Source organism: Hymenobacter sp. AT01-02 (genome assembly GCF_000961955.2).
In the GTDB taxonomy this organism is placed as follows: Bacteria; Bacteroidota; Bacteroidia; order Cytophagales; family Hymenobacteraceae; genus Hymenobacter; species Hymenobacter mucosus.
In genome coordinates this window covers 68,428-74,558 of the sequence record NZ_JZIR02000006.1, presented here as the reverse complement: position 1 = coordinate 74,558, position 6,131 = coordinate 68,428, and the positions used below count along the sequence as shown (strand labels likewise).

Sequence of the window (6,131 nt, the reverse complement as noted above, 5' to 3'; positions counted from 1 at the left end):
CATCAAGGGTGAAAACTGCTGCCACACGCCTTGCACATAGTGGTGGAGTAGGCCATTACTGGTCGCGGGCGGGCGGGGCGGGTTTCGGGCGTTTCGTCAGCCAGGGTAGCCAGGTAAAACTCGCGGGCGTCGCGGGCTCGTTCCAACAGCAAGTCATGAATCCGGTCGGTGAGGGCGCGCGTTTCTCGCTGGTTGAGAGCCGGGTGATGGTGGCGGGCGTAGAACGTGCCAATAGACGCCGAGTCGGTCATAATTGCCAAGTACTCGCTCCCTTCGGCTTCGGCCAGAAACTCCGCTATTTCCCGCATGATGGGCTGAAACCCCTTATAGAGTTCCCGCGTGGCGTCGCTAATGGTGACCACCGCGTTTTTAATCTGTTCTTCCACGGTATTACTGCTCACTACCAGCTGCCGGGTCTCGTGGGCCAAGGCCTGCATCTGGCTTAGTGCTTCATCCGTTTTGCGGGAGGCATCGTCGGCCGCCTTCCAGCTCTGAAACGCTACAAACAAGCCCAAAAACGACGCTACACTGCCCACCACAGAGTAGTGCCCATTCATGGCATCGTACGCGGTGATGCCCATAACCGCCAGCGCCAGAAATAGAATCAGATAAAACAAAGAGCTTTTGCTCGGGTCGAAGAGAAAAGAGGGGCGCATAGAGTAGGCAAGTAGTGCAAGCAGGGTGTTACTACCCAAGAAGGACAAGGTAACGGTTGGATAGAAGCAACGGCATGTCTAACGGTGAAACGCAAATATGGGTCGCCACACCATTTACCCCGCTACTTTCCCGACCTTTGCGCCTTCTTACTGCCTTTACCTACTCGCTCATGGCTGCCAATCGTCGCTCCGCTCCATTTTACATGACTGCCACCACCCAGTTTGGGTTGGAAGAAGTGCTGGCCGAAGAGCTACGCCAACTAGGCGCCAAGATTGAAAAAGTAGGTCAGCGGGCCGTGGAGTTCGTGGGCGACACCCAGCTACTTTACGAGGCCTGCCTGTGGTGCCGCACGGCCATGCGCATTCTGCGCCCGTTTGCCGGCTTCTACGCCCGCGATGAGAAAGCGCTGTACCGGGAAGTAAGCCGCATCGACTGGCAGCGCTTCATCGACCCCGACCAGACGTTTGCCATCACGGCCGTTGTCAATAAGTCCACCTTCGAACATTCCTTATTTGTAGCTCAGCTCACCAAGGATGCCATTGTGGACCAGTTTCGTGACCGCCTGGGCCGTCGTCCTAGCGTGGATGTGAAGAATCCTGATATTCGCCTGCACCTGCACATGATTGAAAACGAGGTAACTCTAAGCCTCGACGCCTCCGGTGAATCGTTGCACAAGCGCGGCTACCGCCAGCAAACCAACGTAGCTCCTCTGAACGAGGCCTTGGCCGCTGGCTTGCTGCTACTGGCCGGCTGGGATGGTAAGAAGACGCTTATCGACCCTATGTGCGGCTCTGGTACCTTGCTCACCGAAGCGGCCATGCTGGCGCAACGCGTGGCGCCGGGCCTCTACCATCAGGGGAAGTTCGGCTTCGAGAATTGGGCTGATTTCGACGCTGCCTTGTGGGAATCGGTGCAGCTAGATGCCCGGCAAGCCCGTTTGGAGGAGCCCCAGGCGTACATTGCCGGCTCCGACTTGTCAAGGGAGTACATTGAGCTGGCCCGTAAAAACGTAGCCGCCGCTGACTTAGAAGACTTTATTCGTTTGGGTGTGCGCGATGTGAAAGAAGCCAAGGCCCCTGCCAAGGAGGAACCCGGCATCGTTATCATGAACCCGCCTACGGGGAGCGGATAGGGGAGGAAACGGAGATGGACGCCCTCTACAAAACCATCGGCGATACGCTAAAAACAGGGTTTCAGGGCTACGATGCCTACGTTTTCACGGGCAACTTGGAAGCTGCCAAGCGTATTGGCCTGAAAACCTCCCGTCGCATTCCTCTCTATAACGGCCCTATTGACTGCCGCTTGCTCAAGTACGAGCTTTACCAAGGCACCCGCAAGGTGAAGTAGCCAGCAGGAAACATACTGTAAAACAGAACACTCTCTGCAATAGGAAAGCCAAAAGGCCCGGCCACCTTCGCGCTGCGAAGGTGGCCGGGCCTTTCCGGGTGAGAGCTACCCAGAGCAGTTGAACTACCCGGCATATTGCTGGCATGCCTCCACGCACGCGCGGCACGCCGCGGCGCACTGCTGGCAGTGGTCGTGTTGGTGTTGGCCGCACTCATCGGCGCATTTCTGACAGATTTCGATGCACTCCCGGAGTACATGCTTAGCGTGGTCGGAGCCGCGGGCAATGAAAGCGGCCGTGAGCCGACAGATATCGGCGCAGTCCCGGTCGAGGCGGATGCAGGGCACCATCATCTTGACATGATCCTCGTGTAAGCACGCATCGGCGCACATTTCGCAGGCCGCAATGCAGCGGCTGAGCGCGTCGAGGACAGGTTGGTTTTGAGAGTAGGAAGCAGGTGAAAAAGCCATAGTCTGGTTTATAAGAAGTGAGATAGTGTTCTGCTTACTTAAACGGCCGGATGCGTTCCGCGACTGTTCAGGATTCTGTTTCTATAGTGCACGATTTCCACCTCCTGCTAGTTATACATACTCTTTCACCCCGCTGCGTTTAGCCGTATCTTTACCCCATGTTATTTGCTGCCGAACCCCTCGCTCCTACAATTGAATCTGCCCGTCGCGTCCTGAAGAAGTACTACGGCTACGACGCATTTCGGCCCATGCAGGAGGACATCATCGGCAACATTCTTGGTGGCCAAGACACGGTAGTGCTCATGCCCACGGGTGGGGGTAAGAGCATCTGCTTTCAGGTGCCGGCCGTGGTGCAGGAGGGAGTGTGCGTAGTTGTATCGCCCCTGATTGCGTTGATGAAAGATCAGGTGGAAGCCCTGAAAGCCAACGGTATCTCGGCGGCCTATATCAACAGCAGCGTGGGCATGAGCGAGCAAAACAACATTGCTGCCGACTGCCTCAATGGCTACCTAAAGCTGCTCTACGTGTCGCCGGAGAAGCTGCTGTCAGAAGGGTTTATGACCTTCCTCAAGCGCATGCGTATTAGCATGTTCGCCATTGACGAGGCGCACTGCATCAGTTCCTGGGGCCACGACTTCCGCCCTGAATATACCCAGCTGCGGGTGCTGCGCGAGCAGTTTCCTAACACGCCCATTATTGCCCTCACGGCTACCGCCGACCGCCTCACCCAACGCGATATTCAGCAGCAGCTGCGCCTGAATAACCCGCGCGTATTCCTGTCCAGCTTCGACCGGCCCAACCTGAATCTTATTGTGCGGCCGGGCCAAGATAGGGTAGGGGGTATTCTGGAGTTTTTGGAGCGCCACCAGGGCGAGGCGGGCATTGTGTATTGCCTCTCGCGCAAGCAGTGTGAAACGCTAGCCCAGAAAATCCAAGCTAAAGGCATCAAAGCAGGCTTTTACCATGCGGGCATGACGCCCAACCAGCGCGCCGCCGTGCAGGAAGCCTTCCTGAAAGATGACTTACAGGTAATTGTGGCCACCATTGCCTTCGGCATGGGCATCGACAAAAGCAATGTACGGTGGGTAATTCACTACAACCTACCCAAAAATATTGAGGGGTATTATCAGGAGATAGGACGTGCTGGCCGCGACGGTAGCCCGGCTACAGCTGTGCTATTCTATTCCTTTGGCGACGTGATGAGTTTGCGAGACATGCTCACAAAGGAAAACCCCAACCTTACTCAGCTCAACCTCACGAAGCTGGAGCGCATGCAGCAGTTTGCAGAAGCTGCCTCCTGCCGCCGCAAAATTCTGCTCAACTACTTCGGCGAAACGCTAGCCACTGACTGCGGCAACTGCGACATCTGTCGCAACCCGCCTACCACCTTCGATGGCACCGAACTGGCCCAGAAGGCCCTCTCGGCAGTAGTGCGCGGCCGGGAGCGGCTCAGCATCAGCCTGCTTATTGATGTGCTGCGTGGCATGCGCAACCAGGCTGTTCTCAGCCAGGGGCTCGACCAGATAAAAACCTACGGTGCCGGCCGCGACCTGCCTTACCTCGACTGGTACAGCTACATCCACCAGATGCTCAACGACGGGCTAGTCTACATTGCTTACGAGGAAGGGTACTCTCTGAAAATTACCGACTTGGGCCGGGAGGTGCTGCAAGGCCAGCGTCCCATCTCCATGAAGAAATTTCAGCCGGCTGAAAAGGCAGAGAAGACACCTCGGGGCCGCAAGGCCGCGGCCCCAACGGCCAAGGCTACCCCGGCCACCCGCGAGGCGCAGCTGTTCGACGCCTTGCGCACCCTACGCAAGCGCATTGCCGACGAGCAGGGGGTGCCTCCGTACGTTATCTTCACCGACTCTACCTGCAGGAAATGGCCGAGGAGCGCCCCGTCAATCGTACGGCCATGCTGGCTATTTCAGGCGTCGGAATGAAGAAGTTCGAAACCTACGGTGAGGTCTTCATTCGCGAAGTGCTGGCCCACGGTGGTAACCCCGCCGCCCAGGCAGAACTAGACGAGGACGACATGCCAAGTAGCCTCGGCCCGGATGATTTCAGTGCGGCGCCGCCGCGCGCTACCCGCAAGCGCGAGCCCAAGGCTGCACCGACAACAGGCAACGATGTGAACAGTACTATGGAGACGACCCACCAGTTGCACCGTATGGGACTGAGCATAGAGGCTATTGCCCAGCGCCGCGACTTGGCCGTCTCCACGGTGCAAAGCCACCTTACCAACTGTTACGCCAAGGGCCTGGAGTTGCGTATCGAGGAGTTTTTGAAGCCGCAGGAGTTGGCCGAAATTCAGACGGCACAGGCTCAGTTGGGAGGCAGCCCGATGCTCCGTGACTTGTTTGATCACCTGCGCGAGCAGTACGACTACTTTAAGTTGCGCTTGGCCCTGATGTACTTCAAGAAGCTGCGCGGAGAGTAGTCGGGCACAAAAAACATTCTAAGAACAACCGAGGGCCTAGCGTATGCATAGCGCGGACCATCGGCTGTTTTTAGTACGTAATAACGTTACTGCTTGATTAGCACAGAAAATGGCGTTTTGGCTGCTCAAGTGCACCGGGCGTTAGGCCATCCGAGGGATGGAGTAGACCAAATTTTTTTAGCAAAAAATTCAGCTAATTGAATTAGTATTCGCGTAGAACCGTTTGTACCTTCGTGAGCCGGTAAATCTTTACCGCTGAAGCCAATTTCCCCGGCTCCCTGCGCTATGATCAACACTAATCTCAAATTTTGGCGGCGCGAACTGGCCCTCACCCAGGCGCAGATGGCCGAAAAACTCGGCATCAAACGCTCTTTGGTGGGAGCTTATGAAGAAGGCCGTGCTGAGCCCAAGCTCGCCACCTTAGTAAATATGGCCCGTTTGTTCGGCATTACGCTGGACTCGCTCGTTACCACCGACTTTAGCAAGAAAAAGAATGCAAAGGCGGCGTTGCAGCTTCAGGCTCAAACCGTAACGTCTACCGATGTGGTGACCACGCGCCCGGGCAACAACAACCTGCGTATCTTGGCTCTTACGGTAGACAAGGAGCAGAACGAAAATATTGAGTTGGTTCCTCAGAAGGCCGCCGCTGGCTACCTCAATGGCTACGCCGACCCGGAGTACCTAGAGGAGCTTCCGAAGTTCCGCTTGCCCATGCTAAGCACTACGGGTACTTATCGGGCCTTCGAAATTGCGGGCGATTCTATGCTTCCAATTGCTAGTGGTACGGTTATCGTGGGCCGCTACATTGATGATTGGATGAGCATTAAGGATGGCACGCCTTGCATCGTAGTGAGCTCCAAGGAGGGTATTGTCTTCAAGCGCGTATTCAACCGCCTTAAAGATGCCGCCATGCTGGCCCTGCATTCCGACAACCCCGTGTACTCGCCCTACGAGATTGATGTGGAGGATGTGGTAGAAATTTGGGAGGCAAAAGCATACATCAGCAGCACTTTCCCCATTGCTGATTTGTCGCTCAACCGGCTGGCTAGCATTGTGCTTGACTTGCAGCAGCAAGTAAGTACCATGAAGAAAGTATAAGCATAGTTGCACAGTGTGCGTTATAACGCCCGCTTGGCTACGGCTAAGCGGGCGTTTTGCTTTTTGCATCACCCATAACTGATGCTGGAAAAACTAAAGGCAGCCCGGAAAATCGATGGAT

Annotated in this window: 4 protein-coding genes and 2 pseudogenes; 4 read left to right on the top strand and 2 right to left on the bottom strand. The window is 56.0% G+C overall.

Annotation, left to right across the window (positions count from 1 at the left end; all coding sequences use genetic code 11):
• Positions 1-2 precede the first annotated feature (2 nt).
• Positions 3-656: a hypothetical protein gene (locus VI25_RS02655; protein ID WP_152981464.1), complete on the bottom strand. Its 654-nt coding sequence runs from the start codon at positions 654-656 to the stop codon at positions 3-5.
• A 74-nt stretch (positions 657-730) separates the two neighbouring features.
• On the opposite strand from VI25_RS02655, the pseudogene VI25_RS02650 reads away from it, so the two are divergent.
• Positions 731-2,004: pseudogene (locus tag VI25_RS02650) on the top strand (class I SAM-dependent RNA methyltransferase).
• A gap of 123 nt (positions 2,005-2,127) precedes the next feature.
• On the opposite strand, the gene VI25_RS23180 reads toward VI25_RS02650, so the two are convergent.
• Positions 2,128-2,472 (bottom strand): four-helix bundle copper-binding protein, encoded by a 345-nt coding sequence (locus VI25_RS23180; RefSeq protein ID WP_072144742.1) that lies wholly within the window; start codon positions 2,470-2,472, stop codon positions 2,128-2,130.
• 158 nt (positions 2,473-2,630) lie between these two features.
• Here VI25_RS23180 and recQ point away from each other — a divergent pair.
• The 3 genes and pseudogenes from recQ to VI25_RS02635 form a co-directional block, all read left to right on the top strand.
• A pseudogene (gene recQ, locus VI25_RS02640) lies at positions 2,631-4,393 on the top strand (DNA helicase RecQ); the annotation flags it as partial.
• Positions 4,394-4,411: 18 nt separating this feature from the next.
• A complete protein-coding gene (locus VI25_RS28225) occupies positions 4,412-4,912 on the top strand; it encodes a helix-turn-helix domain-containing protein (RefSeq protein ID WP_410503421.1) in 501 nt (166 codons plus the stop codon).
• Between the two features lie 285 nt (positions 4,913-5,197).
• Positions 5,198-6,010, top strand: a complete 813-nt coding sequence (locus tag VI25_RS02635) for a helix-turn-helix domain-containing protein (protein WP_055562244.1) — start codon at positions 5,198-5,200, stop codon at positions 6,008-6,010.
• Positions 6,011-6,131: the final 121 nt, after the last annotated feature.

What these genes read in the sequence shown, in the direction of transcription:
- VI25_RS02655 (WP_152981464.1), bottom strand. Translation starts at nt 656, where the DNA reads ATGCGCCCCTCTTTTCTCTTCGACCCGAGCAAAAGCTCTTTGTTTTAT.
- VI25_RS23180 (WP_072144742.1), bottom strand. Translation starts at nt 2,472, where the DNA reads ATGGCTTTTTCACCTGCTTCCTACTCTCAAAACCAACCTGTCCTCGAC.
- VI25_RS28225 (WP_410503421.1), top strand. Translation starts at nt 4,412, where the DNA reads ATGAAGAAGTTCGAAACCTACGGTGAGGTCTTCATTCGCGAAGTGCTG.
- VI25_RS02635 (WP_055562244.1), top strand. Translation starts at nt 5,198, where the DNA reads ATGATCAACACTAATCTCAAATTTTGGCGGCGCGAACTGGCCCTCACC.